Consider the following 21,703-nt stretch of genomic DNA (forward strand, 5'->3'; position numbering starts at 1 on the left):
ACCGGGGGCGTGATGGTGTCGTAGTAGCCCTGGCCGATCATCTGGACGGCAGTCTTGTTCTTGGAAGCAAGCTTGCGGAGTTCAGCAAGGACCTCCACCTCGCTCAGCGCGTTCTGCAGCGTCAGGGCAACGTCCTGGCGGATGTCGTTGGGAACCGCGGTGTCCACGAGGGAATCCACGGAGTCGTAACCGACTGACTTGAGCATGGTGCCGATGTCGGCCTGGCGGCGGGCACCGATGTGCCGATCGACGAAGGCGGTGGAGGCTGAACTAACCGTCACGAAGGAACTCCATTAGTTGGGCGGCGCTTGGGTACGCCGCAGTGGCTCGGGTTCCTCCCCGCTCTGTATTGGACCTGAGAGTTTCCGCGGGTTGTCTGCGCAACGCCGCTTGCACCGTCGGTGAGCACAACAATCGTCACCGCTGACGGCGGATTGCCTGCTGCTTTCCAGAGTTGCCTAGCCGCGGCGGTGCGTGGGCCTGAGAGATTCCTGGGGAGGATTTGCTCCTACGGCGCCTGCGTCACGTGCTTTGCAGGACTCTCCCGCCGCAGATCATAGGCTTATGCAGTTGTTCGCGGCCCGCTGCAAGGCGCACCACAATTGTTAATTGTCCTACGTGCCCGGCGTCGCGGCAAATAGGCGGAGCGCTACTTCCGCAGTCGCTCCAGAACCTCGAGCAGGATCCCGACGTCGGCCTCCCGCCCGGCGCTGCCGCCCGCCTGCCCGCCTTCGAACATGGCGTTGAAATAGAGTCCGTCACCCATGTAGCTGACGGCTTTGGCGACTTCCGGCCCAACGTCCTCGGCGAGCACGTCGAGCCAGCGTTGTTGGATGGCGGCAAACCTCCTCCGCGTCTCCTCGTGGGCTACCTCTGCCAAGCGGGTGGTCGCCACAAAGGCCCGGTCCATGGGCGTACCGGCCCACACCGAAGACCGGATGAAGTACGCAGCCGCACCGTCCGGGGCCGCGATCATTTGTTCGGTGTCTTCCTCCGCCAAGCGGTCGAGGCGTTCCAGCAAAGCGCTGATGAGGGCCTCCTTGTTGGGGAAGTGATAGAGGAGCCCTCCCTTGGAGACTCCGGCGCGGTTCGCGACGGCGTCGAGCGTTGCTGCCCGCTCCCCCACCTCGATCAGGAGCGCCTCGAAGGCATCCAGGACGGCATCCTTGGCAACTGGTTTTCGCGGCATGTGTCCATCATTCCCTAAACAGGCGTGTTGAGCTCCTTTGAAACTATACCGTCTGGACGGTACAGTAATGTTCATGTTTTCGTCGTCCGCAACCAAAGCTCCCCGCACTTCCACCCGCCCCCTCCCCGGCAGGACGGCAGGATGGCGCGACTGGACGGCCCTTGCCCTGCTCATGTTTCCGGTTCTCCTGGTGGCCGTGGACAACACCGCCCTCACCTTCGCTCTGCCGGAGATCGCCCGCTCATTGGAAGTCGGGGGCATCCAGCTTCTGTGGATCGTTGACGCGTACCCGCTGGTCCTGGCTGCATTGCTGGTATCCATGGGCAACCTCGGCGACAGGATAGGACGACGGCGGCTGCTTCTGGCCGGCAGCACAGGCTTCGCGGCGGTGTCGGCCGCTACGGCGTTCGCGCCCTCGGCTGAATGGCTGATAGCCGGCCGCGCAGCCCTTGGAGTCTTCGGCGCCATGCTGATGCCCTCAACACTGTCCCTGATCAGGAACATCTTCACCGACCCGAACCGGCGCCGCCTCGCCATCGCCGTCTGGGCAGCCGGGTTCTCCGGCGGCGCAGCCCTCGGCCCCATCTTTGGCGGCTGGCTCGTGGAGCACTTCTGGTGGGGAGCTGTCTTCCTGGTGGCAACGTTCCTGCTCCTGCCCCTGCTTGCGTTCGGCAGGATCCTCATTCCGGAGTCGAAGGACGCCAACCCTGGCCGGGTGGACGTACCAAGCATCGTCCTGTCCGTCCTCACCATGGCTCCGTTCGTCTACGGCATCAAGGAATTCGCCGTGCACGGCTTCGGGCCAACCGCCGCTTTCTTCATGCTCTTCGGCGCGGTACTGGGCGTGCTCTTCGTGCGGCGGCAGCAGCAGTTGGCCAGCCCCATGCTGGACGTGCGCCTCTTCAGCAACAAAGTGTTCAGCACGGCCATCGTCGCCAACGTGCTGTCCCTGTTCTCCATGACCGGGTTCATCTACTTCTTCGCCCAGCACCTGCAACTCATCGAAGGCCAGTCGCCCATGGAGGCGGGTATTGCCATGATCCCGGCCCTCTTGGCCACCATCGTGGCAGGGCTGGTGGTGGTACCGCTGGTGAAGCGGATCCGCCCCGGCTTTGTGGTGGCGGGCGGCCTGGTCCTCAATGCAGTGGGGTACCTGGTGGTTGTCGTGGGCGATCACGGAAGCGGCCCGGTGTTCCTGCTCTCAGCACTGACGGTGTTGGCAGTTGGTGTGGGTGCTGCGGAGACCATCTCCAACGACCTCATCCTGGGCTCGGTCCCGGCGGACAAGTCCGGCGCGGCATCCGCCATCTCGGAAACAGGCTACGAACTGGGATCGCTCCTGGGCACCGCCGTCCTGGGCTCCATCCTGACCGCGTCCTACCAGCACAACCTGGTGATACCGGACGGCGTATCCGCTGCCGCTGCGGGCCAGTCAGGGGAAACCTTGGCCGGAGCGGTTGATGCGGCGGCCGCACTGCCCGCGCCCTTGTCCGAGGCCCTGACTGCGGCCGCAGGGGTGGCCTTCGAATCCGGAGTGCACGTCACCGCGGCGATCGGGCTGGTACTGATGGCAGGAGCGGCAGTGCTTGCCGCCGTCGTACTTCGCCGGGTGCCGAGGGCGCAGTAGTCTTGGCGTCGCAGTGGGCCGGGCGGCGCATTAAGCCGGGGCGCAGCTCCGATTCGATGGCTCGCTGCGTGTTAGACGGTATGAATCGTCTAACATGCAGCGAGCCGTCTAAATGGCCGGCGCCCATGCTGGGAACGAGCCCTACACGGTGTCAGTGGGAGCCGCTTTACTGTCCACGTCCGCAGTCAAGGCGTCGATCCGGTCGATGGCTTCGCTCAAGCGGCCGACGGTTTCCCAGAGGTCGGGGTGGGCTTCGCGAACTTCCTCAAGGGTGGTGCCGTCCTTCGCGAGAGCCGCAAGGTCGAAGCTGACGTTGGTCCGTGCACCGGCAATCGCAGCCCGGAGCGCCCCGCAGGCCACCACGACGTCGGCGATCAGGGCAGGATTGCCGTTCGCAGCCAGCCATTCCAGGTCTTCGACGGCCTCAATGGCGTGATCCCCCAACACCGCGGACGCTTTGGCCGCTTCCACGGATGCTTCGCGGATGGCCTTCTCACGTTCCGGACCGGGGTCCAGCCGGAACGCTGCCCCGAAAGCTTTGGAGGCTACGGCGTCCTCGTCTGCCAGGCGAAGGGCCGTCTCCCGCAAGGCGCGCGCCCGGCCCAGCAAGTCCTCCCCCGCGTTCTCCGAGTAGCCGGCCACCATTGAGGTCAACGATGCGGCGATGCCAAGCATCACCCCGGTCCCGGCCCCTCCGCCAGGTGAACCGCTGGACTCCGCCAGGGCCTTGGTCCATTCCTCGACCGTGGAGTGTTGGGTAGTGATCTCTTCGGAAGCAGCCATGCAGCCCAGTCTCGCATTCCAAGACCTGACCAACACCACTGTCCCCCCGATACACTGGCCATCCCGGCGTCGAAACTGTGAGGGGCATCCCTGTGGGCATTGACCTTGAAGAACTGTACAAAGACCTGCACGCTCACCCGGAGCTGTCGTTCCAAGAGGTGCGAACGGCTGGAGTCGTGGCCGGGCACCTTGAAAACCTGGGCCTCCAAGTCCACCGGAACATCGGGAAAACCGGCGTAGTGGGCGTTCTCCGGAACGGGGAGGGCCCCGTTGTGATGCTGCGAGCGGACATGGATGCACTGCCCGTCAAGGAAGCCACTGGGCTGGACTACGCGAGCACTGCCATGGGTGTGGACCACGAGGGCCTTGAGGTACCTGTCATGCACGCCTGCGGTCACGATGTCCACGTCACCTGCCTGATTGGCGCCGTGGAGGAACTCGTCCGGACGAGGCAGGAGTGGCATGGCACGCTGATCGCAGTCTTCCAGCCGGCCGAAGAGTTCGGTGGCGGGGCGGACACCATGGTCAAGGACGGCCTCTACGATCGCGTCCCCAAGCCCGAGGTGGTCCTTGGCCAGCATGTGGCGCCTGTTCCCGCGGGCTGGTTCGGACTTCGCTCCGGTGTTGCCATGGCATCTGCTGATTCGCTCAACATCACCCTGCACGGTCGCGGCGGGCACGGTTCACGCCCTGAAACCACCGTGGACCCGGTCCTCATGGCCGCGGCAGCCACGGTTCGTCTCCAGGGGGTGGTTGCGAGGGAAATCGCCGCGAGTGATTCGGCTGTGGTGACCGTGGGACAACTGCATGCAGGCACCAAGAACAACATCATTCCGGAAACGGCCACCCTTGGCCTCAGTATCCGGTCCTTCAGCGAGCCCACCCGCGAAAAGGTACTGTCCGCCGTCGAACGTATTGTTCGGAGCGAAGCGACCGCCTCGGGTGCCGTGAAGGAACCCGAGTTCAATTACGAGGAGCGCTTTCCCCTTACCGTGAATGACGACGCAGCCGCGCAAAGGGTGGATGCGGCCTTCCGGCAAAAGTTCGGCGCCGGGCAGGTCATTGACCCCGGACCGGTTTCCGGGAGCGAAGACGTGGGCATGCTCGCCACGGCAGCCGGCGCGCCGTTGGTGTTCTGGTTCCTGGGCGGCATCGAGCCGCACTACGCCAAGGACTTCGCCCAGACGGGGCGCCTTCCGGAGGATGTCCCCTCCAACCACTCGCCGTACTTCGCTCCCGTTATTGAGCCCACCCTCACCCTCGGGACGGAAGCGCTGGTCACGGCAGCCCGGGAGTTCCTGGCGTAGTACAACTACCCAACTGACTGGCACCAGCGGTTGTTCTGACGCCTCAAAACAACCGCTAATGCCAGCCAGTTTCGGCGTCAGGCCGGGATGTTCAGCGAGGCCTCAAGAGCTGCATCAGCGTCACGGAGGACTTTGGCAGCCACTTCGAGCCCCTCGATCCGTCCCAAGGACGTGTCCTCATGTTCGATGTTGACCAGCATGTCCGGATCCACCTCGTACAGGGCGCGGAGGAACTCGGTCCAGTAGGCGGTGTCGTGGCCCCTGCCGAGGGCTACGAAGTCCCAGGCGGAGTTCTTGGGCCATTCGTTGGCCCACTCATCTCCGCCCAGGTTGGTGCGGTTTTCCTCGGGTGAAAGACGGCGGAAGCTGTTGTCCAGCACACCGTAAAGCGCGGCATTCTCAGTGTTCACGCGCACGTCCTTGGCTGCCGCCTGGAACACCAGCGGACCGAGCTCACGCACCACCGCAACGGGATCCATCTGCTGCCAGAACAGGTGGGATGCATCCAGTTCCACACCCACATGGGTGGCTCCGGTGAGTTCGATGAGCTTGTAGACGTCAGCGGTGTTGAACACGATGTTTTGCGGGTGAAGCTCAAGGGCTACCTTTACCCCGTGGTCGGCGGCGAGGCGGTCGGTTTCCTTCCAGAAATCGGCGGCCACGCCCCACTGGTAATCCAGGACGTCCAACGCCGCGGAATTCCATGCGTTGACCACCCAGTTGGTGACGGTCGCGCCGGGTTCGCCGCCGGGCAAACCGGACATGGTCACCACCCTGTCCTGTCCGAGCCTATGGGCCAAACGGATGGAGCGGCGGATGTCTTCGGCGTGCTCTTCGCCGATTTCCCTGCGCGGGTGCAGCGGGTTGCCGTTGCAGTTCAAGCCCGCGATTGAGACGCCCGTGCCCTCGAAGAGTCCCAGGTAGTCATCGCGGGCGGCATCCGAAACCAGGATCTCGTCCATGGTGGGAACGTGGACAGCGGGCAGGAATCCTCCCGTGTTGATCTCGATGCCTGTCAGGCCAAGGTCTGCGATCACTTTCAGGGCTTCGGGAAGGGACCGGTCGTGCAGGATCGCGTTGTAGACGCCGAGTTTCATAGCGTGATCTTCTTTCCGTTGTTCAGGGCTGATTCGGTAACGGCTCCAAGGAGTTCCATGTTGCGGACGCCCTCGTCGAACGTGGCACAGCGGGGCAGCGACTCCGCCTCGGAAAGTCCGGCAACTTCTTCCAGGAAGGCGCGGGCCTGATAACCGAAGGCGTCGTTCTGGCCGAAGCCGACCTCCGGCGCGTCCATGGCCAGGCCACCGGCAATGTACGGGTGGCCCGGGCCCAGGATGACCTGGCGGTACCCGTTGTGCAGGCCGGACCCGTCGTTGAGGAACAACTGGATTTCATTGGGCCTGCGCTGGTCGAACTTCGCACCCCCGTTCTCGCAGAACACTTCCAACTGGAGGCTGTTGGCGTGCCCGGCAGCCACACGGGAAACCTCGAAACTGCCCGCTCCATTGGCGAACTCAGCGTTGAAGGCCGCGTAGTCGTCGTTCTCCACGGCCTCGAAAGTGTCGCTGACGGCCACGTGGTCATGGCCCATGACTGCGCTCAAAGGCAGCGGTCGCTTGTTGATGGACGTTGCCAGGCGGCCGCCCCTGATGGACTTAATGTCGCCGCACAGGAACTCGGAAACATACGTCAGGTGGCTTCCGACGTCGGCCAGCGCACCGGAGCCGGGGCCCCCTCTGTATCGCCAGCTCATGGGAGCTGAGGTGCTGAAACCATAGTCGGTCCAGTACCGGCCACTGAAGTGCAGTATGTTTCCGAGGACGCCGTTCCTGATCAGTTCGCGGATGTAGGCAATCCCGGGTGTCCGGCGGAAGGTGAACCCGATGCGGGCCAGGTTACCGCGGGCTTCGGCAGCCCGGGCGGCCCCGGCCATGGCGCGGGCATCCTCGAGGGTGTCGCTGAGCGGCTTCTCGCACAGCACGTGCTTGCCCGCCGCCAACAATCCCTCGACCACTTCCCGGTGCAGCGGGTTGGCGATGACCACACTGACCACATCAATGTCGTCGGCTTCGGCGATTGCCTGCCAGGACGCGTCGTTGCGTTCGTACCCGAACCGGCGGGCGGCCACGGAACCGAACTCAGCGTTGACATCGCCGATCGATACAAGCCGCACCTGGGGCAGCACCGGGCTGTAGAGGGCGGATGCCGTGCGGTACGCGGCGGCGTGGGCTTTGCCGGCCATGCCTGCACCGATGACGGCGACGCCGAGGCTTTCAGCCATGATTTCTCCTTCGAAATTTCGCCGTTTCGTGGGGCACGTGACGGCATTTTGTAGCGCTACAATTTTGCACTGGCATTGATCGTAGCTATGTCCATATGTCCTGTCAATGATGTGCCGACTATCCTCGATAGCAGACCCGAAAGGCATGCCTGAACCCGTGAACAGTCCCCAGACCCGACGCCCCACCCTCTACGACGTCGCCACCGAAGCCGGCGTCTCGCCGTCGTTGGTTTCGCTCTTCCTCAAGGACCCTGAAAGGGTCAGTGCAAAGCGCCGCGACGCCGTCCACGCCGCCATCAACCACCTCGGCTACAGGCCCAGCCGCGCGGCCACCACCTTGGCGAGCAATCGGACCAAGAGCATCGGACTGCTCATCGACGACTACCGGAATCTCTGGTTCGTGGATCTCCTCCGCGGCATGGAGTCGGTACTTTCGGACCTCGGCTACCAAGTCACCGTGGCCGATTCGAGGCCGGGCGAGAACAGGATCAAGGAAGCGACCGACGGCCTCCTGGCCATGCACGTGGACGCGCTGGTCATTGCGGCCGAGCCCAGCGAATCGATGCTGGCACGAACCTGGGTGCCCACCGTCGTCGCGGGCTGGCGCAAGGGCGTTCCCTCCGGGGCAGACCTCATCACCAACGACGACGACGGCGGCGGCGCCATGGCCGCCGAACACCTGCTCGGGCTGGGCCACACGCGCATAGGCCACCTCTCAGGGTCCGACGGCGCCTCCGACCACCGGCGGGCCGGTTACCGCCGCGCTATGGAGACCGCCGGCGTCGAGGTCCTGGTTGCGGAATCGAGCGGAACCTCGGAAGAAGACGGCTACGCCTCCGCGTGCCGGCTGCTGGACCGCCACCCGGACACCACGGCGATCTTTGCCGCCAACGACACCATGGCGCTGGGTGCCTTCGCCGCCTTGAAGGCCCGCGGTTTATCGGTGCCGCATGACGTCTCCGTGATCGGTTATGACAACTCGCCTTTGGCCAAATCCCGCTTCCTTGATCTGACATCCATCGACAACCGGAGCGACGTTGTGGGCGCCAGCGCTGCACGAAGGCTCCTGGACCGTCTGGAGGACCCCGAACTCAAGCCGGAGCAGACCCTGATTGGGCCAACATTGGTGCTGCGCGGGACAACGGCTCCCGCGCGTGCCCGGTAAGCCCGCGACGGCACCACGCGGGCTGCTATTTGCCCGCCCGCAGCGGTCCCGCCACCCGCAGTTGTTCGTTGTCGATCAGCCACTGCACGGACTCGAAGATGGCCTCCTCCGGTTCATACATCGGCGCCTAACCGATGAGTGACTCGGCCTTGCGGATGGAAAAACAGTGGTTGCGGTACAGGTGCTGCCAGCTTGTTTCCGCATGCCCTTCCGTGTCCGATGCCCGGAACTCGTCCCACGTGATGGATTCAAGATTGGCCTCGCGGCCGAACCAGCCAGCCGCGATTTCCGCGAACCCTCTGGAGCTGAGGGCCGAGGGAGCAACAATGTTGAAGTCCTCCCCCGCAGCTGCCCCGCGATGTTCCACGGCTTTCTGGAATGCCTGGGCAAGGTCGTCGGCGTGGACGTGGTGCATGAGTGCCGTGCCGCCGTCGGGGACCTTCAAGGCGTGACCGGCCGAGAGCGTGTACCAAACCTCCGGATCCAGGTTCCCCAACGGCCCGATCGGTTGCCAACCCGGACCCACGATGTGCCCCGGGTGCAGGGAAGTGGTTGCCAGGCCGCCGCCGGCCGTCTCCGCCTTCAGCATCCGTGCTATCGAGTCCTTCCGGGTCCCGTATTCGCCGATAGGCGGCAGGTCAGCATCCTCGGGAATGGGCACTTTGCGACTGGGACCATAGCGCCAGATGGAACCGCAGTGCAGCAGATGACCTGTTGCACCGCGCAGCTTTTCAACCAGCCCAACAGCGGACTCCAGCGTGAAACAGACCAAGTCAATGACGACGTCGGCGTTCAGTCCCGCCACCAGGTCACCGAAGGTGCCTGACCGGTCCTCCTGCTCGCGGTCCGCGGCCACATGGCGCACATCCTTCCACTCGGGCACGTCGACATAGGGCTTTCGGTGTCCGCGGCTGACGTTGTTGACCTCATGGCCGGCGCGCACCAGCCGTGGAACGAGGAAGCTGCCGATGTGCCCGCTGCCGCCTATGACGACGATCTTCATGGAGTACCCCTTTGGCCTTGGACGGGTTTTGCCCCACGCTATCCGCTCAGCGCCCGGCTGCGGGAGACCCTGCCGCCTGGAGTCGCCGGGATTCCGTTGCTGCCTTGGTTTCAGCCATCATGAGGTCCGCGTTGATCACGGCGCCGGCCATGTTTCCTGCGGCGGCCGATGCCATGACCTGCCCGGTGGGATCCGAGATGTTTCCGGCCACCCAAACCCCCGGGACTTCCGTTGCCCCGGCGGGTCCGCTCGACTCCACATAGTGACCAATGCCGCTTGGATGCCCGACTGACCTGATGCCCAACGATTCGAGGACGGCGCTCCGGGCTTCCAACCGCGGAGCAACAACAGCCGCATCCACCGGAAATTCCTTGCCGGATTCGAGGACCACGCCGGTCAGGACATCAACCCGGACCACCAGGGACTTCACTTTTCCCTCGACCACCGAGATGGAGCGGGCGGCCAACTGCTCCCACTCTTCATCGCTAAGCTTCAGGACGTCGTTGAGGAACAGTGTGATGTTCGGGCTCCACTGCCGGAACAGCAGGGTCTGGTGGATGGACATCGGCCCCGTGCCCAGGATGCCTATCTTGGTGTCCCGGACTTCCCAGCCATGGCAGTACGGGCAATGGAGGACATCCCGGCCCCAGCGTTCATGGATGCCTCCGATGTCCGGGAGCACATCGCTCAACCCTGTGGCCACCAGAAGGCGCCTGGCTGCCACACGCCGCCCATCCGCCAGCTCCACCGCGAAGCCGGGTTCCGCTCCTGCGCCGGGCTCCGCCGTCGAACGCGCCGCCACGGCCGTCCCGTTAACCACGTCACCGCCGTATTTTCGGACCTCATCACGGCCAACGGCCAACAATTCCTTCGGATTCATGCCGTCACGCGAGAGAAATCCATGGACTCCGGCCGCCGGTGCATTTCGCGGCTCCCCCGCGTCAATGACGAGCACGGAGCGAAGGGCCCGCCCCAAGGTGACAGCGGCGCTCAGCCCTGCCGCGCCGCCCCCGATAACAACGACGTCGTATTGCTCTTCCACGCTTCCGTCCCTTCCATGCAGACCCCGGTCTTCGACTTGTTGTGGAGATCCCGGGGCTTAGACACTCTTAGCCAATGGTTTCGAGACCACCCCCGGACTGGCAAGAAACTTTGCTGCAATGGCAAACTACTGTTCATGGACCCGGATTTCAGCAAGCTCCTCGGCTCGGTAGGCCCCCGCCTCAGGACGCTCCGCACCCAGCGCAACGTCACGCTCGCCGAGGCCTCAGAGGCAACCCGCATTTCGGTGAGCACACTCTCCCGCCTTGAGTCGGGCCAGCGAAAACCCACCCTGGAACTCCTCCTGCCCATCGCCAGGCTCCACCAGGTCCCGCTTGAGGAACTCATTGACGCCCCGGAGACCGGCGATCCGCGCGTGCATCTCAAGCCGCATGTTCACGAATGGGGCACCGCCCTGCCGCTGACTCGACGGCCAGGCGGGATCCAGGCATTCAAGATGATCCTTCCCGGCGCCACCGGAAACGAGGTGCCCAATCCGCAGTCCCACGAGGGATATGACTGGATGTACATCCTCAACGGGAAACTCCGGTTGATCCTTGGAGAGAACGACTTCGTCCTCAAAGCCGGCGAGGCCGCGGAATTCGACACCCGCACGCCGCATTGGTTCGCAAGCGCCACAAGCCAGCCGGTGGAACTCCTGACCCTGTTCGGACAGCAAGGCGAGCGCATCCACTTGAGGGCCAAGCCGAAGCGCTGAGGCCCTGGTTCGCCCGCGAGATGGCAGTTAATGCCAATGTTCGCCCCCAGCATTGGCATCAAATGTCATCTCGCGCCCAACAACCCCGACTCCACGCCGGTCATAAAAGAACGGGGTTCATTTAACCCTTGCGCTCCGGAACGTCTGCCGCCATACTAAATGAACGCTATTCATTTAGTGACAGTCGTCTCACCGGAGAACATGCCATCATGATTGAAATTACCCGCCTCGAAGCCCCGACTTCCCTGGCGCGCACCGAGCCTTCTACCCGCACTCCCCTGCGGGTGGGCGTCGTCCAGCACCGTTGGCACGCGGACGAAGCCGTCCTGCGCGCCGAATTGAACGAGGGCATCGAACGCGCAGCCAAGCTGGGAGCCGCAGTCGTCTTCCTGCCCGAGCTGACCCTGTCCCGTTACCCGGCCGATACCCGCCCGGCCAACAACCCGGCCGCCGGGGTCCGCCCATCGGATATCGCAGAAGACCTCTTCACCGGCCCCACCTTCACCTTCGCAGCCGAGGCAGCCCGTCAGTTCGGGGTCTCCGTTCATGCTTCCCTGTACCAACGGGCCGAAAACCCGGACGGCAGCGATGACGGTCTGGGCTTGAACACCGCCATCCTCGTCTCCCCCGCCGGAGAACTCGTGGCCCGCACGCACAAGCTGCACATCCCGGTGACGGCCGGCTACTACGAGGACAAGTTCTTCCGCAAGGGCCCTGACGCCGATGACGCGTACGCCGTCCATGCTCCGGCCGAACTCGGTGGAGCACGCCTGGGCATGCCCACGTGCTGGGACGAATGGTTCCCGGAACTCGCACGCCTGTATTCGCTGGGCGGCGCGGAAATCCTGGTCTACCCCACGGCCATCGGCTCGGAACCGGACCACCCGGACTTCGACACCCAGCCCCTGTGGCAGCAGGTCATCGTGGGCAACGGCATCGCCAACGGCCTGTTCATGGTCGCCCCCAACCGCCACGGCAGCGAAGGCACCCTGAACTTCTACGGTTCGTCCTTCATCTCCGATCCCTACGGGCGCATTCTGGTGCAGGCGCCGCGGGATGAATCCGCCGTGCTCGTTGCCGATCTTGACCTCGACCAGCGCAAGGACTGGCTCACGCTCTTCCCGTTCCTGACCACCCGACGCCCGGAAACCTACGGCCGCCTGACCGAACCCGTCAACCACGACGCTCCGCTCGGCGCCCAGCCCCAGGCAGTTCCCGCATGAGCACCTGGCGCATGCCCTCCGAGACCGCCCCGCAGGACCGGGTCTGGATGGCGTTCCCCACCGGCGGGTACACGTTGGGCGGGACGGAGGAAGAAGCACACGCTGCCCGGTCAGCATGGGCCGCGGTCGCGAACGCCATCCTCGAGTTCGAACCGGTCACCATGGTGGTAGAACCCGACGACGTCGAAACAGCCGCGCGCTACCTGGACCCTCGCGTCGAGGTACTGACCGCGGAACTGAACGATGCCTGGATGCGGGACATCGGCCCGTCCTTCGTGCTCGACGCCAACAGGCAGTTGGGTGCCGTGGATTGGATCTTCAACGGTTGGGGCGGCCAGGACTGGGCTGCGTGGGACAAGGACTCCCTGATCGCCGACTACGTAGCCAGCCGTGCCAACGTACAGCGTGTTCCCTCGGGCATCGTGAACGAGGGCGGCGGCATCCAGGTCGACGGCGAGGGAACGGTCCTGGTGACCGAGACCGTCCAATTGGATCAGGGCCGCAATCCGGGCCTGACCAAGGCGGACATCGAACAGGAGCTGGCGCGCACCATCGGCGCAACCCACGTGGTGTGGCTTCCCCGCGGCCTCACCCGCGACTCGGAGAAGTTCGGCACCCGCGGCCACGTGGACATCGTTGCCGCCATCCCAAGCCCGGGAACGTTGTTGGTCCATTCACAGCAGAACCCGGACCACCCTGACTATGAAGTCTCCCGGCAGATCATCGATTTCCTGCGCACCACCCATGACGCAGCCGGCCGGGAATGGAACATCATTGAAGTTCCGGCACCGGAAACACTGACCGACGACGAGGGTTACGTGGACTACAGCTACATCAACCACCTCGTGGTCAACGGCGGGGTCATCGCCTGCAGCTTCAACGACCCCATGGACGAGAAAGCACTCCGCATCCTCTCTGATGCCTACCCCGGCCGCCGCGTGGTCAGTGTTGACGCGCGGGAGCTCTTCGCCCGGGGCGGCGGCATCCACTGCATTACGCAGCAACAGCCTTCGGCCATCTAGAAAGGGCCTTTCATGAGCCAGACAATCCACAGCAGCGCAACCGACGCTGCGACGTCGCACAACATCAGCGGCAAGGGACTGAAGACGGGGCAGTTGGGGCTCCTCGCCGTCGTCGTTCTTGGCATCTCCACCATTGCACCCGCCTACACGTTGACCGGGGCCCTGGGCCCCACCATCAGCACAGTCGGCCTGCAGCTTCCCGCCATCTTCCTCATCGGGTTCATCCCGATGATCCTGGTATCACTCGCCTACAGGGAACTCAACGCAGACTCACCGGACAGCGGGACCACGTTCACCTGGGTCACCAAGGCATTCGGCCCATGGGTGGGCTGGATGGGCGGCTGGGGACTGCTCGCAGCCAACATCATTGTGCTGTCCAACCTCGCGGGTGTGGCGGTGGACTTCTTCTACCTGTTCTTGTCCCAGTTGGCAGGAAACCCGGAGATTGCCGACCTCGCGTCGAACAAGCTGCTCAATGTGCTCACGTGCCTCGTGTTCGTAGCGCTGGCCGTGTGGGTCAGCTACCGTGGCCTGCACACCACCAAGATCGTCCAGTACGGACTGGTGGGCTTCCAACTGCTGGCCCTTGGCCTCTTCGTTGGGATGGCCTTCGCGAACTGGTCAGCATCCCCTACCGCCATCCCGTTCAGCTGGGACTGGTTCGACGTCACCAAGATTGAGACGTTCGGCCAGATCGCAGCAGGCATCTCCCTCTCGATCTTTGTCTACTGGGGCTGGGATGTGTGCCTCACCGTCAACGAGGAAACCGCCAACGGAAAGAAGACCGCAGGCGCAGCAGGAACCCTGACAGCAGTGGTGGTGCTGGGCATCTACCTGCTGGTGACCATCGCCACCATGATGTTCGCCGGCGTCGGGGACACCGGAATCGGCTTGAACAACGAAGAAAACCACGCCAACGTCTTCACGGCCCTGGCCTCGCCGGTGATGGGACCGTTCGCGATCCTGATGTCCCTCGCAGTCCTGTCCAGTTCCGCAGCCTCACTTCAGTCCACCTTCACATCACCTTCGCGCAGCCTCCTGGCCATGGGCCACTACGGCGCACTGCCGGAACGCTTCACGCACCTGAGCAGGAAGTTCTCGACGCCGGGCTACGCCACCATCGCTGCCGGCATCCTGTCCGCGGGCTTCTACGCGGTGATGCACGTGATCAGCGAGAACGTACTCAACGACACCATCCTGGCGCTGGGCCTCATGATCTGCTTCTACTACGGACTGACCGCGATCGCCTGCGTGTGGTACTTCCGCCACAGTGTTTTCAGCAGCGCACGGAACTTCTTCCTGCGCCTCGTATGCCCGCTGCTGGGTGGCGTGGGCCTGTTCGTGGTGTTCATCCAGACCGCGGTAGACAGCTGGGCCCCGGAGTTCGGCAGCGGTTCGGAAATCTTCGGCGTGGGACTCGTTTTCATCCTGGGCGTCGGCATCCTGGCTTCGGGAGCGGTGGTCATGCTGATCATGTCCCGGGTACGTCCAGGGTTCTTCCGCGGAGAGACCATCCGCAAGGACACTCCCGCCCTGGTGGTCCCGGAGTAGGTAGGTCCGCCAAGTTCGGCTCGCTCCGTTCGCCGGAAAGCTGCTGGTTCGTTGGGAAACTTCCCTGCGAACCCGCAGCTTTCCCGCGTTTTGGCGGGGGTTTGGTTTTGGGAGGGGGTTTGGTTTTCGGCGAGGGTTACCAGTGGTGCGCCACGTCCACCACCAGGCGCGAACCGCCGTCGGGCCCGTCCATAGTGAACACCCTGAACGGAAGCCGGGCACGGACCCCCAGTCCGATGCTCGTGTAGCCCTCGAAGCTGCCCGCATAGACCACCTGCCGGAAGGTTTGGTAACCGGACACATTGGACAGTTCCGCCTTGGCCGCCGGCGAGTAGGTCGACTGGCCGTTCTGGTCATAGGAAGGCGCGGTTACCGTGATCTGGAGGTCGGCACCGCCAAGGGTCGGGATCTGGAACCCGGAACCGTCCTGGATCACCACGGGGACGTACTGCACTGAGTAGCCGGCCACCTTGCCGGTCAGGTCGATCACCAACCTGTCGTAGCAGGCCTGCTGCCCTGTCCGCACGTTGGTGACATGTGCGGAACTCATGTCGGGATCGGCCTTGGCCAGGGAACCCCACATAATTCCACAGTACGGTGATGCCGCCGAGGCCACCCCCGGCCCTGCCAGGCCGAGCCCCGCCGCCATTATTGCGGCAGCAAACCCGGCCCCGATTTTCCTCATTTTTTGCCTCCTTAAAGGCGGGTTGGATACCTCAAGCGTAGAAGTTGCGGCGGGCTTTTGAGCGGGTTGTTTCCGCATCGGCATTCAACCGTTAGAGGAAGCCCGGGTCGGTCACGGAAACGTCATTCTGCACCGTGCCGCGTGTCCCTTTGGCACCGTATTGAAGGCCACCGGCGGCAAATTCGTAACCGTGGATCACAAACAAAAAACCCCGTCCGCCGGAAGGGCGTGACGGGGCTCGTTGGCTGGTCCCCGGGGTCAGCCTTCGCAATCCTTGCAGTACTTCAAGCCGTTCTTTTCCAAGGCAATCTGGGACCGGTGACGGACCAGGAAACAAGAGCCGCACGTAAACTCGTCGGATTGCTCCGGAACTACTACAACGGTCAGCTCTTCACTGGAAAGATCGGCGCCCGGAAGGTCAATACCTTCGGCAGTATCGTTCTCATCGAGGTCGATCACTGCAGTCTGGGCGCTGGTCCCACGGGACGCCTGAAGGGCCTCAAGCGATTCGCCGGGAGACTCGTCTTCAGTCTTGCGCGGGGCGTCGTAATCAGTAGCCATGAGGGTTCGCTTTCGTTGCTGCACAGTGCCATTCCGGCACCTCAGTGCAGCAGTTTAGGGCAAAGCCCAAGGAATATCCGAATAGTGTGCCGAACACGACATTGCCGTGTTTATCCGGCCTGCATCAATGCCCCTGCAGCGCCTGCTGCACGATGTACTCGGCAATGGCCATGGACGAGGTTGCCCCGGGCGAGGGGGCATTCCGCACCAGGACGATGTCCCGTCGCCGGGCAATCACGAAGTCGTCCACCAGCGAGCCATCGCTGTTCATCGCTTGGGCCCGCACACCACGCGTTCCGGGCTGCACCGACGCGCCTTCCAAGGAAGGCACAAAGCGCACGGCCTCCTTGACGAACTTCCTGCGGCTGACCACCGTCTGGAATTCACGGACCGCGGAAGGAATGTTCTGCCGGGCAAAATTCCAGAAGCCGGGGAAGAGTGCGTAATTGAGCACATCCCTCACATCGACGTGTTTCCAGGAATAAGATTCCCTGCCGAACGAAATGAAAGCATTGGGGCCCAACATCATTTCACCGTCAATGCGCTTGGTCAGATGCACGCCAAGGAAAGGGTGTTTTGGATCCGGTACAGGGTAGATGAGGCCGTTGACCTTGTGCCGGGCTTCCTCGCCGAGCAGGAAGTACTGGCCGAAGAACGGCACGATCCTGGGCGACCGACCTTCGCCCCTAGCCGCCGCCAGCCGGTCCGATTGGAGACCGGCGCAGGCCACCACCAGGTCGTAGTGGTCCGCCCCCGAGTTCGTCCGGACTACTGCGCCGCTCCCCCGCTGCTCGATCGAGGCGACTTCCTGTCCAAGGCGGATATCACCACCCGCCGCGCGTACGTCGTCGGCGAGCGCGTTCGTGATTGCGCGGTAGTCCACGATCGCCGTTTCCGGTGAGTGCACGGCAGAAAGCCCGACGGCGTTCGGCTCCACCCCGGCGATCTGCTCACCTGTCAGCATCCGTACGCCCGGAACCTTGTTGGCGGTAGCCCGGGCAAAGATGGCCCCGAGCCGTTGCGATTCCTCCGCTGTCTGGGCGATAACGAGCTTTCCACATGCTTCGTAAGGCAGGTTCCTGGTGGCACAGAAGTCCCGGAGCAGTTCCACGCCCCTGCGGCAGAGGGTGGCTTTCAGCCCACCGGGCTCGTAGTAAAGGCCCGCGTGGACCACCCCCGAGTTGTGCCCGGTCTGGTGTGCGGCGAGACGGTCTTCCTTCTCATAAACAGTGATGTGGGCGTCAAGTTTCATGGCCAGTTCCCGCGCCACTGCGACGCCGATGATGCCGCCGCCTACGACGGCACAACGTTTGATGTTGCTTGCCGGGAAATGGGCCATGACACTCCTCGTTGTTGGGGCCTTGCCGGTATCTGTGCACAGCATGCCACGAGGCGCTGCGGGCCGGGGCTTGAAACGCGAAAGACTTGAAACGCGAAAGAGGGGCGGTCCGTAATGGCCCGCCCCTCTCCCTGCACTTGGTAGCTAGACGCTGCCCGGAACGTCGAAACGCTGGCCCGCCGGGTTGGAAGGCAGCAGCGTGAATACCAGGATGGCCAAGGCTCCGAGGAACGGAACCAGGACCAGGAGCAGGAGCCAACCGCTGAAGTTGGCGTCATGGAGGCGGCGTACCCCCAAGGCGATGGACGGGATGATGGTGGCAAGCCCCCAAATTCCCCACAGGATGAAGCCGATGATCGCTCCCGGGCCAGGAACGGCTGTTCCGTCGGCGGCCATGGTGGCTCCGGTCGCTCCCAGAATCGTGGTCAGCAACTGCAGCACGAAATTCACCACTGCAGCGATCAGTGCCCACCACCAGTATTCGCTGCGGCTCGCGCGGCCCGTAAAGACGGTGTATTTCTTGAAGAAGCGCTTAACAGCCGCACCGATGGGCGCCCCGTAATACGGTGCCCAAAGCGGCGGCTCTCCGGCTTGCGCGGCATACGGCTGCGTTTGTGGTTGTGGTTGGTAACTCATTGGTAGATCCCCCGCTTATTAGTTGAGTCGACTGCGCTCATTGGCATGAGACGTTGCTTATGCTAGTTGCCTTTTGACCAATAAGCACTGCCGGTCGAAAAAAGTTAACGAGGATTTGACTGATTACCGATTGTTTCCAGGATGGTTTTCAATGGAAACACGGTTCCGGACGCCGGTTCAGCGGGCAAAATCACGCCGCAGATCCGTCTTGCGGATTTTCCCGCTGGCAGTGCGCGGCATCTCCTCCACGAAAACCACCGACTTGGGAATCTTGTAGCGGGCCAATCGTCCGTCCAAATGCGAGCGCAACTGCTCTTCAGTCAGGGAAGCCCGCTCCCGCAACGTCACGATCGCCTTCGGGACTTCGCCCCATTTGTCGTCGGCGACTCCGATCACGGCCACGCTTCCCACTGCGGGCAATTCAGCGATGGCTGCTTCCACCTCGGCCGGATAGATGTTCTCGCCGCCGGAAATGATCATGTCCTTGATGCGGTCCGAGACGAACAGGAAGCCTTCTTCGTCCAGGTGTCCCATGTCCCCTGAACGGAACCAGGAAGAGTCCGCGTAACTGTCAGCGGTGGCTTCCGGTCGGTTCCAGTACTCCTTGATGACGTTGGGCCCGGAAATTTGGATCTCCCCCACCGCGCCGGGAAGAGCGGGCCCGCCCATGGGATCGGCAATCCGCACGTCCGTGAAGAAGTGCGGGAGCCCCGCGGAGCCTGCTTTGTCCTTGGACCTGGACGCGGGCAGCATCGTCGCGCCGGGCGCGGTTTCGGTCATTCCGTAGCAACTCGTAAACCCAATGCCCCGCTCCTCATACGCCTCCAGCACCCGTTGCGGAACGGCGGAACCGCCGCAGGTGAGCTTGTCCAGGGAGCTGAGGTCCGCCGTCGACCATTCCGGGTGGTCGCAGAGCATCTGGAAAGTAGTGGGGACTCCGTTGAGGGTGGTGACTTTGTGCTGTCCGATCAACTCCAGGACACGGCCCGGATCGAACTTGGTTTCGAGCACCACCGTGGCACCTTTCAGCAGCATCGGCAGCAGGCCCATGTCCAGGGATGCCACGTGGAACAGCGGTGAGATCATCAAGGCCACGTCATTGCGGTTAAGGTCCATGTCCACCACGGTGTTGATGCAGTTCCACGTGATGTTGCCGTGCGTCAGCAGGGCACCCTTTGGCTTCCCGGTGGTCCCGGAGGTGTAGAGGATCATGGCGCCGTCGCCCAGCGTGACAGTCTCGTCGGGCAGCGTTCCGGCCGCTGCGGCAATCACCTCGCCATAGTGTTCGACGCCGGGTGGCGGCTGAAGAGCGAAAGCTTCAGGTCCGCCGTCGGGAGCCACCACAAGGCGATGGGTTACCTGGGTGTCCTCCAGCGATGCGGCGGCAACAGCCTCCAGTGCGTGGGCGTTGACCAGAAGCCGGGCCCCGGAATCCTGCAGCTGGAACTGAAGCTCGGGAGCGGCGAGTCGCGTGTTGAGCGGTACGAAGATTGCTCCGATCAGCCCGCAGGCGAAGAAGGTCTCCACGAAGGACGGATGGTTCTCGCCAAGGTAGACTACCCGGTCGCCTTTGGCCACGCCCCTGTCCTTGAGGGCTACAGCCAAATGGTCGGTCCGTTCGGCGAGTTCTGCGTAGGTGAGCGTATGGCTGCCGGATATCAAGGCCGTTCTTGGCCCTGACTTGGCTCGGCGGCGGTGCAGCCAGGATCCAACTCCGTTGTTGTCCATGGTGCGTTCTCCTAACTGACCGTTGAGAGGTCGTTGTTCTTAGACTCCCGCGTCAGCAGGATGAAGACAATCGACACCAGTGACATGGCGGACAGGAACACCACCACGGGGACGATGCTCTGGCCCGCATCCTTGTAGAGTCCGGCGACGATCCCTGGCGTGAAGCCGGCCCCGATCAGGGTTGCCAGCTGGTAGCCGACGGCAGCACCGGTGTAGCGGTTGGTGGTGCCGAACTGCTCGGACACGAACGCTGCGAGGGGTCCGTACAGGGACGAGTGCAGGATCAGTGCCACGGTAAACGCCAGGAAGACCAGGGCTACGTTGCCTGAGCTGAGCATCCCGAACATTGGGAACAGGTACAGGATGAACAAGGCCAGGCCGGTGACCATCACTGGACGTCGGCCGAAGCGGTCGGACAACCTGCCGCCCAGGAGGACGAACAGGATGGAGATCGCAGAGGCCCCGGCGAAGGCGTAGAGCACTCCCTGCTGTGGCGCACCCTTGGATACGGCGTAGGTGACGGAGAACGTAGGAAGCACTACTTGGAGACCGAAGCCCGCAGCACCGGCAAACATGATCATGATGAGGGCCTTGGGACGCTTCAGGACCTCCAGCAGCGGGATCCTGCGCTTGGTCCCTTGCGCGTTTTCCTTTGCCACGGCTTCGGCAAAGATCGGGCTCTCGGACACTCGCAGCCGGACGAACATCCCGACGATCAGGAGGACGAAGGACAGGAGGAACGGCACACGCCACCCCCAGGCCAGGAAGGCATCCTGTGGAAGGGCGGAGAAGATGCCCATGACCATGGTGCCCAGGACGGCGCCTGTGGGTGCGCCGGCGTTCACGAACGAAGCCGCAAAGCCGCGCCGCTTGGGATCTGAATGTTCCAGGGCCATCAGCGCCGCCCCGCCCCATTCACCGCCGACGGCGATGCCTTGGCAAACGCGCAGGATCACCAGGATCACGGCCCCCCAGGGGCCAATGACGCCGGCACCCGGGATCAGGCCGATCAACGTGGAGGCGATGCCCATCATCGCCATGGAAATAATGAGCATTCCCTTGCGCCCGATGCGGTCCCCGAAGTGTCCGAAGATGATGCCGCCCAGTGGCCGTGCAACGTAGCCGGCGGCGAACGTCGCGTAGGCGGCGACGACGCCCACCCACTCATCCGTTCCGGCGAAGAACACTTTGGGAAACGCAACCGCTGCGGCCGTTGCGTACAACAGGAAGTCGTAGAACTCGATGGTGCTGCCCAGGTAGCTGGACATGATGACCGTGCGCGCCTCTTTGCGCTTTGCGGCCGTGTTGGTTGATGCGAGCGCAGTGTGTCCTGACATGGCTGTTCCTTGGGAGAGGAGGATGTGGGTGCTTCTTCTGGGAAGCGGTTTATTTGTAGAAACGGGCGAGGAATTCGGCCACGACGGCGGGCCGTTCCTGGCCTTCAATCTCGATGGTGGCGTTGACCTTGATCTGGGCTCCGCCTTTGACCTCGGTGACCTCGGCGATGGAGCCCTGCATGCGGACCTTGGAGCCCACCTTCACCGGCGAGGTGAAACGGACCTTGTCCAGCCCGTAGTTGACCTTGGTGGTGACGCCATCGACGTCGAACAGCTCGCCCCAGAAAGGAATGATGAGGGAGAGAGTGAGGAAGCCGTGGGCGATGGGAGCGCCGAAGGGGCCGTCCTTGGCTCGTTCGGGATCGATGTGGATCCACTGCTGATCGTCCGTGGCATCGGCGAACAGGTTGATCTGCTGCTGGGTGATCTCACGGTAGTCGGTGGTGCCCAGGTCTTTTCCGGACATGGCAAGCAGGGTGTCGAAATCGACGACGAGATTGGGCATCG

At 63.5% G+C, this 21,703-nt stretch carries 21 protein-coding genes and 1 riboswitch; of the genes, 7 read left to right on the forward strand and 14 right to left on the reverse strand.

Annotation, left to right across the window (positions count from 1 at the left end):
* Together OCL88_RS18370 and OCL88_RS18375 are read right to left on the reverse strand one after the other, a co-directional pair.
* A partial coding sequence (locus OCL88_RS18370) for a hypothetical protein (RefSeq protein WP_264963461.1) occupies nt 1-281 on the reverse strand: 281 nt, incomplete at its 3' end.
* 177 nt (nt 282-458) lie between these two features.
* Nucleotides 459-557: riboswitch (glycine riboswitch) on the reverse strand.
* A 92-nt stretch (nt 558-649) separates the two neighbouring features.
* Nucleotides 650-1,189 carry a TetR/AcrR family transcriptional regulator gene (locus OCL88_RS18375; protein ID WP_264963462.1) on the reverse strand — a complete coding sequence of 180 codons (540 nt, stop codon included), beginning with the start codon at nt 1,187-1,189 and terminating at the stop codon, nt 650-652.
* 73 nt (nt 1,190-1,262) lie between these two features.
* On the opposite strand from OCL88_RS18375, the gene OCL88_RS18380 reads away from it, so the two are divergent.
* Entirely contained in the window at nt 1,263-2,816 is a 1,554-nt protein-coding gene (locus OCL88_RS18380) for an MFS transporter (RefSeq protein ID WP_264963463.1), read from the forward strand.
* 141 nt (nt 2,817-2,957) lie between these two features.
* On the opposite strand, the gene OCL88_RS18385 is transcribed toward OCL88_RS18380, so the two are convergent.
* Nucleotides 2,958-3,599 carry a cyclodeaminase/cyclohydrolase family protein gene (locus tag OCL88_RS18385; protein WP_264963464.1) on the reverse strand — a complete coding sequence of 214 codons (642 nt, stop codon included), beginning with the start codon at nt 3,597-3,599 and terminating at the stop codon, nt 2,958-2,960.
* Nucleotides 3,600-3,691: 92 nt separating this feature from the next.
* On the opposite strand from OCL88_RS18385, the gene OCL88_RS18390 reads away from it, so the two are divergent.
* Nucleotides 3,692-4,906, forward strand: coding sequence for an amidohydrolase (locus OCL88_RS18390; RefSeq protein WP_264963465.1), 1,215 nt, complete (start codon nt 3,692-3,694; stop codon nt 4,904-4,906).
* 77 nt (nt 4,907-4,983) lie between these two features.
* On the opposite strand, the gene OCL88_RS18395 is transcribed toward OCL88_RS18390, so the two are convergent.
* A complete protein-coding gene (locus OCL88_RS18395) occupies nt 4,984-6,003 on the reverse strand; it encodes a sugar phosphate isomerase/epimerase family protein (RefSeq protein ID WP_264963466.1) in 1,020 nt (339 codons plus the stop codon).
* Nucleotides 6,000-7,187, reverse strand: coding sequence for a Gfo/Idh/MocA family protein (locus tag OCL88_RS18400; RefSeq protein WP_264963467.1), 1,188 nt, complete (start codon nt 7,185-7,187; stop codon nt 6,000-6,002). The genes OCL88_RS18395 and OCL88_RS18400 overlap by 4 nt, the downstream gene beginning before the upstream one ends.
* A 145-nt stretch (nt 7,188-7,332) precedes the next feature.
* Here OCL88_RS18400 and OCL88_RS18405 point away from each other — a divergent pair, with 145 nt between their 5' ends.
* A complete protein-coding gene (locus OCL88_RS18405; RefSeq protein ID WP_062095332.1) occupies nt 7,333-8,352 on the forward strand; it encodes a LacI family DNA-binding transcriptional regulator in 1,020 nt (339 codons plus the stop codon).
* A gap of 127 nt (nt 8,353-8,479) precedes the next feature.
* Here the strand turns inward: OCL88_RS18405 and OCL88_RS18410 are convergent, their stop codons facing one another.
* Entirely contained in the window at nt 8,480-9,355 is an 876-nt protein-coding gene (locus tag OCL88_RS18410; protein ID WP_264963468.1) for an NAD-dependent epimerase/dehydratase family protein, read from the reverse strand.
* Nucleotides 9,356-9,401: 46 nt separating this feature from the next.
* Nucleotides 9,402-10,397 carry an NAD(P)/FAD-dependent oxidoreductase gene (locus tag OCL88_RS18415; RefSeq protein ID WP_264963469.1) on the reverse strand — a complete coding sequence of 332 codons (996 nt, stop codon included), beginning with the start codon at nt 10,395-10,397 and terminating at the stop codon, nt 9,402-9,404.
* A gap of 135 nt (nt 10,398-10,532) precedes the next feature.
* On the opposite strand from OCL88_RS18415, the gene OCL88_RS18420 reads away from it, so the two are divergent.
* From OCL88_RS18420 to OCL88_RS18435, 4 genes are all read left to right on the forward strand, one after another.
* Nucleotides 10,533-11,114 (forward strand): helix-turn-helix domain-containing protein, encoded by a 582-nt coding sequence (locus OCL88_RS18420; protein ID WP_166185743.1) that lies wholly within the window; start codon nt 10,533-10,535, stop codon nt 11,112-11,114.
* Between the two features lie 209 nt (nt 11,115-11,323).
* Nucleotides 11,324-12,337 carry a nitrilase-related carbon-nitrogen hydrolase gene (locus OCL88_RS18425; protein ID WP_166185741.1) on the forward strand — a complete coding sequence of 338 codons (1,014 nt, stop codon included), beginning with the start codon at nt 11,324-11,326 and terminating at the stop codon, nt 12,335-12,337.
* Nucleotides 12,334-13,359 (forward strand): agmatine/peptidylarginine deiminase, encoded by a 1,026-nt coding sequence (locus tag OCL88_RS18430; RefSeq protein WP_166185739.1) that lies wholly within the window; start codon nt 12,334-12,336, stop codon nt 13,357-13,359. Before OCL88_RS18425 ends, OCL88_RS18430 begins: the two co-directional genes overlap by 4 nt.
* Nucleotides 13,360-13,371: 12 nt before the next feature.
* Nucleotides 13,372-14,910 carry an APC family permease gene (locus OCL88_RS18435; protein ID WP_166185737.1) on the forward strand — a complete coding sequence of 513 codons (1,539 nt, stop codon included), beginning with the start codon at nt 13,372-13,374 and terminating at the stop codon, nt 14,908-14,910.
* Between the two features lie 136 nt (nt 14,911-15,046).
* Here the strand turns inward: OCL88_RS18435 and OCL88_RS18440 are convergent, their stop codons facing one another.
* From OCL88_RS18440 to OCL88_RS18470, 7 genes are all read right to left on the reverse strand, one after another.
* Nucleotides 15,047-15,595 carry a hypothetical protein gene (locus tag OCL88_RS18440; RefSeq protein ID WP_264963470.1) on the reverse strand — a complete coding sequence of 183 codons (549 nt, stop codon included), beginning with the start codon at nt 15,593-15,595 and terminating at the stop codon, nt 15,047-15,049.
* Between the two features lie 258 nt (nt 15,596-15,853).
* Nucleotides 15,854-16,156, reverse strand: coding sequence for a DUF4193 domain-containing protein (locus OCL88_RS18445; RefSeq protein WP_166185733.1), 303 nt, complete (start codon nt 16,154-16,156; stop codon nt 15,854-15,856).
* Between the two features lie 124 nt (nt 16,157-16,280).
* Entirely contained in the window at nt 16,281-17,495 is a 1,215-nt protein-coding gene (lhgO, locus tag OCL88_RS18450) for an L-2-hydroxyglutarate oxidase (protein ID WP_264963471.1), read from the reverse strand.
* Nucleotides 17,496-17,639: 144 nt separating this feature from the next.
* Nucleotides 17,640-18,131: a DUF805 domain-containing protein gene (locus OCL88_RS18455; RefSeq protein WP_062095315.1), complete on the reverse strand. Its 492-nt coding sequence runs from the start codon at nt 18,129-18,131 to the stop codon at nt 17,640-17,642.
* Between the two features lie 177 nt (nt 18,132-18,308).
* Nucleotides 18,309-19,859, reverse strand: coding sequence for an o-succinylbenzoate--CoA ligase (gene menE, locus OCL88_RS18460; RefSeq protein WP_264963472.1), 1,551 nt, complete (start codon nt 19,857-19,859; stop codon nt 18,309-18,311).
* Between the two features lie 11 nt (nt 19,860-19,870).
* Complete coding sequence (locus OCL88_RS18465) at nt 19,871-21,196, reverse strand: MFS transporter (RefSeq protein ID WP_264963473.1); 1,326 nt, start codon at nt 21,194-21,196, stop codon at nt 19,871-19,873.
* Nucleotides 21,197-21,245: 49 nt separating this feature from the next.
* Nucleotides 21,246-21,701: a MaoC family dehydratase gene (locus OCL88_RS18470; protein WP_166185727.1), complete on the reverse strand. Its 456-nt coding sequence runs from the start codon at nt 21,699-21,701 to the stop codon at nt 21,246-21,248.
* Nucleotides 21,702-21,703 lie beyond the last annotated feature (2 nt).

Origin of the sequence: Paenarthrobacter sp. PAE-2 (assembly GCF_026013155.1) — a bacterium.
Lineage (GTDB): Bacteria > Actinomycetota > Actinomycetes > Actinomycetales > Micrococcaceae > Arthrobacter > Arthrobacter ureafaciens.

Coding starts and splice junctions, on each gene's coding strand:
- OCL88_RS18375 (WP_264963462.1), bottom strand. CDS start 1,189: ATGCCGCGAAAACCAGTTGCCAAGGATGCCGTCCTGGATGCCTTCGAG.
- OCL88_RS18380 (WP_264963463.1), top strand. CDS start 1,263: ATGTTTTCGTCGTCCGCAACCAAAGCTCCCCGCACTTCCACCCGCCCC.
- OCL88_RS18385 (WP_264963464.1), bottom strand. CDS start 3,599: ATGGCTGCTTCCGAAGAGATCACTACCCAACACTCCACGGTCGAGGAA.
- OCL88_RS18395 (WP_264963466.1), bottom strand. CDS start 6,003: ATGAAACTCGGCGTCTACAACGCGATCCTGCACGACCGGTCCCTTCCC.
- OCL88_RS18400 (WP_264963467.1), bottom strand. CDS start 7,187: ATGGCTGAAAGCCTCGGCGTCGCCGTCATCGGTGCAGGCATGGCCGGC.
- OCL88_RS18405 (WP_062095332.1), top strand. CDS start 7,333: ATGCCTGAACCCGTGAACAGTCCCCAGACCCGACGCCCCACCCTCTAC.
- OCL88_RS18410 (WP_264963468.1), bottom strand. CDS start 9,355: ATGAAGATCGTCGTCATAGGCGGCAGCGGGCACATCGGCAGCTTCCTC.
- OCL88_RS18420 (WP_166185743.1), top strand. CDS start 10,533: ATGGACCCGGATTTCAGCAAGCTCCTCGGCTCGGTAGGCCCCCGCCTC.
- OCL88_RS18425 (WP_166185741.1), top strand. CDS start 11,324: ATGATTGAAATTACCCGCCTCGAAGCCCCGACTTCCCTGGCGCGCACC.
- OCL88_RS18430 (WP_166185739.1), top strand. CDS start 12,334: ATGAGCACCTGGCGCATGCCCTCCGAGACCGCCCCGCAGGACCGGGTC.
- OCL88_RS18435 (WP_166185737.1), top strand. CDS start 13,372: ATGAGCCAGACAATCCACAGCAGCGCAACCGACGCTGCGACGTCGCAC.
- OCL88_RS18440 (WP_264963470.1), bottom strand. CDS start 15,595: ATGAGGAAAATCGGGGCCGGGTTTGCTGCCGCAATAATGGCGGCGGGG.
- OCL88_RS18445 (WP_166185733.1), bottom strand. CDS start 16,156: ATGGCTACTGATTACGACGCCCCGCGCAAGACTGAAGACGAGTCTCCC.
- lhgO (WP_264963471.1), bottom strand. CDS start 17,495: ATGGCCCATTTCCCGGCAAGCAACATCAAACGTTGTGCCGTCGTAGGC.
- OCL88_RS18455 (WP_062095315.1), bottom strand. CDS start 18,131: ATGAGTTACCAACCACAACCACAAACGCAGCCGTATGCCGCGCAAGCC.
- menE (WP_264963472.1), bottom strand. CDS start 19,859: ATGGACAACAACGGAGTTGGATCCTGGCTGCACCGCCGCCGAGCCAAG.
- OCL88_RS18465 (WP_264963473.1), bottom strand. CDS start 21,196: ATGTCAGGACACACTGCGCTCGCATCAACCAACACGGCCGCAAAGCGC.
- OCL88_RS18470 (WP_166185727.1), bottom strand. CDS start 21,701: ATGCCCAATCTCGTCGTCGATTTCGACACCCTGCTTGCCATGTCCGGA.